We start from the raw sequence: 3,309 nt of genomic DNA on the forward strand, positions 1-3,309 counted from the left end.
CTCCAGCGTGTCCATTTAGGAAAGATATACGAGCGAGACGCTCGCTCCAGCAATAACAAAACCTGTCCCTCCACGTCCCAATCCCAAATTCTACTTTCCGCACCACAACCGACACGCCCAAAACCTATCCTGATACGTTTCGAAGAAGTCCTGACACGTTCCACAAAGCTTCCGATACGTTGCACCACCTCTCCCGATAAGTTCATCAGAAGTCCGGCGGGGTTATCAACGCCTCCGATGAGGTTCTCAATACATCCAGACATGTTACCCAACCTATCCCGACAGGTAAAAGATAGGTCCGGATAGGTAAAAGACCGCATCCGATCTATTGAGAACGTATCCAGAGTAGTAAACAACGGCTCCAGACCACCACAGAACGTCTCCAGATGACTGAAAGACGCCTCTGCATCTATGAGAAACGTATCGGGAGGAGTTGAAGAACTTCCCCCGAGAATTAAATAACGTATCTAAACCCATCATGCGAAAATCTAAAGCATAAAAATACCCCTCCAGATTATTGAAGGGGTCATTGATGATTGTTGTTTTACTTTTTCTCCTCCGGTGGAGTAGGTGGAGCCGTAGAAGTTGAATTTTTTACAAAGAACTGTTTCAGATCTTTGTACTTGTCTTCAAATCCCGGTGCCGACGAACCCGTTTTATAGGCGGTGAAAGCATAATCTACAAGACTTGCCTGATAATTGTCGTAATCGTGAAGAATCTTGGCATTGGTCATTCTTGTGATAAGGCTTTCAAGTCTGCTGATCATGGCTTCCATGTTTCTTCGGGAGCTGTGATCTCTGTTAAATTCTTCCCAGTCTACTTCGGGCGAGCTCAGGTTGGGCTGGCTTTGATTGTAGTCGTAGACTTTGTTCACGAAAAGTTTGTTTTGCTCGTTGATGCTTCCGTAGCGTTTACGGTCTTCGGGTGAAAGGTTGATTGTGATTTCAGCAAGCGCTGCTTCCAATGCCGCAATGGCATCCTGTGTCGCAGTGATCTTTGCACTGCTCAAATGCGTGGAGTTTAAATTTGTTAATCCCATCATTTTTGATTTTAAAGATTAATACTATTTATATAAAATCGTGTGTTTTTTTATCTTGGGAAAACTAAGGTAGAAAAAATTTTAATGCAAAGAGTAATTTTTAAAATAATTATAAACCTAGTTAATTGTAAAAGTGACATAGGAAATGAAAGCGTCAAGAAAATAAGCGATGCGAACGTTAAGAAAATTCTTCTGTTCGAAGCGCGACACCAATTAGCAATCAAAGTACTCATCTTGAACTCGCGCAAGTTTTAGAATTTTTAGAGAGTATCGATTATTTTTAGCTTTTCAGTTCCAAGTCTTGAATTTTTGTTTCTTTTGTTTTAAGACAAAAGAAAATTAATAAAAAAAATTATTTTCTTTTTGAAGACTTTCTTACACAAATTTTCGGTGCAAGTACAACCTTTTTTTCAATAGAAACGCCTGAAGAATTATCTTTAATATGGTCTAAAAAAACCTGTCCTGCCATATTTCCCATAATAACAGGAGTCTGATCCATCGAGCTCATCGGTAGCTCCATAAATTGGGTGAAAGGCTCGTTTGAGAAACCGATTACGGCAACTTCCTGCGGAATTTTTATCTTACGTTTTTTCAGTTCCTGGCAAGCGCCCAACGCTGCAAAATCACTGGCAGAAAAAATCGCATCGGGAATTGAAGGCCGGCTCCATAAAGTTTTGATGGCCTCTATTCCGGCATCAATCGAGCTTCCTGTAGAGATGATATTTTCCTCTTTTACCTGAAATTTGTGGTCAATTAAGGCTTGCTTATAACCTTTCAGACGGTTTTGGTAAATTTCAAGATTAAGATCTCCGGCAAAGTGGCAGATGTTTTTATAACCTTCAGAAATAAGATGTTCCGTCGCCATGTAACCGCCTTTGTAATCATCAATCGTAACAGTGCTAATTCCCGCGATGTCTTTCTTTCTGTCAAAAAATATAATCGGGGTATTTGTCGTATTTAAAATCTGCTGAATGTGTTCCGTGTCTATGGTGGTACGCGAAACAGACATGAAAATCCCGTCAACCTGAGCATTCAGTAAAGTATTCAGATGCTTTTTTTCGGTTAAGACATCTTCGTGGCTTTGGCAGATAATCACATGATAGCCGTGAAGGGAAAGTTCTTCTTCAATTCCACGGATGACAGATGAGAAAAAGTTGGTATTAATGTACGGAACAATGATTCCTACGTTTTTGGTTTCCCCGCTTTTTAGGGCTTTGGCAAGGTTATTTTGCTTATAATTCATTTCCTTTGCCGTTTTCATCACAAGGTCTTTCGTTGCCTGGCTGATTCGGGGATTATCATTCAATGCCCTGGAAACTGTTGCCACACTTACGTTTAGCTTTTTCGAAATATCATAGATAGTGGCATTTTTCTTTGTCATAAGTATTTTGAACTAACATTAATTTTCCATCTGTATTCCTGTGTGGAATGGTGGTAAATTTAATCAAATTATGAATACCAATAGCGTAGAACCTGTAATTTTATATATTAATGATTAAAAGTTGCACAAATAATCTGTTTTCTTAAAGCATTACAGCGCCATCGTAGTTCTACTACACCAAATCGTAGAATTACTACAAAAWTTAAAAAACACGTATAAAAATTTCAGGAATATTATTGGTGTATTTATCTTTGGGTTATAGAAATCACAAAAAATAGTAACGATTAAAATTTACTTATCATGGCAGCAAATTCAAGAGGAATCTTAAAATTCAACGGCAGCGAAGGTCAAAAATTATTAAAGCTGAACTACAGCGTTTCAAGATCAACAGACGTTTCAGGTAGAGTAGCATCAGACCCGTCAAATGCGCTTATCAAATTAACGATCGAGGCAACAGAAAAATCTGACATCCTTGAGTCATTACTAAACGGAAAATACAAGCCTACAACAGGAGAGATCACCTTCAACAAATCTCACGAAGAAGGAACGCTGATTACTCTAAGCTGGGAAAACGGTTATGTGATCCAGCACGAAGTAGACTTCGATGCGGTAGACGAAAACTCAATGCTGATAAGCTTTGTAGTGAGTGCCGAGAAAATCAACTACGGTAACTCTGCTTACGAGGGAATCTGGCCAACTGCATAAACGGCAATTCATCGAGGTTTATAGAGATTCGAATAAAAGACTGTCCCGAAAAGACGGTCTTTTTTGCCTAGATATTTTTAATAATATAAAGCATTTTATTGTTTTTTGGGCAGCTTATCCTGCTTCCACTCCCGCTTTTTTTATTTATTGGTTGCACCAAAAAATAAAAAAGAGCTCCGTTCAA

Annotated in this window: 3 protein-coding genes; 1 reads left to right on the forward strand and 2 read right to left on the reverse strand. The window is 38.9% G+C overall.

What is annotated here, in order from left to right; all coding sequences use genetic code 11:
• Window positions 1–544: 544 nt before the first annotated feature.
• Together AB4Y90_RS17555 and AB4Y90_RS17560 are read right to left on the reverse strand one after the other, a co-directional pair.
• Entirely contained in the window at window positions 545–1,039 is a 495-nt protein-coding gene (locus tag AB4Y90_RS17555; RefSeq protein WP_441558858.1) for a hypothetical protein, read from the reverse strand.
• A gap of 352 nt (window positions 1,040–1,391) precedes the next feature.
• Window positions 1,392–2,420: a LacI family DNA-binding transcriptional regulator gene (locus AB4Y90_RS17560; RefSeq protein ID WP_441558857.1), complete on the reverse strand. Its 1,029-nt coding sequence runs from the start codon at window positions 2,418–2,420 to the stop codon at window positions 1,392–1,394.
• 300 nt (window positions 2,421–2,720) lie between these two features.
• On the opposite strand from AB4Y90_RS17560, the gene tssD reads away from it, so the two are divergent.
• Complete coding sequence (gene tssD, locus AB4Y90_RS17565; protein ID WP_180982841.1) at window positions 2,721–3,125, forward strand: type VI secretion system tube protein TssD; 405 nt, start codon at window positions 2,721–2,723, stop codon at window positions 3,123–3,125.
• The last annotated feature ends 184 nt before the right edge of the window (window positions 3,126–3,309 follow it).

The organism is Chryseobacterium sp. 2TAF14 (genome assembly GCF_052115105.1).
GTDB lineage: Bacteria > Bacteroidota > Bacteroidia > Flavobacteriales > Weeksellaceae > Chryseobacterium.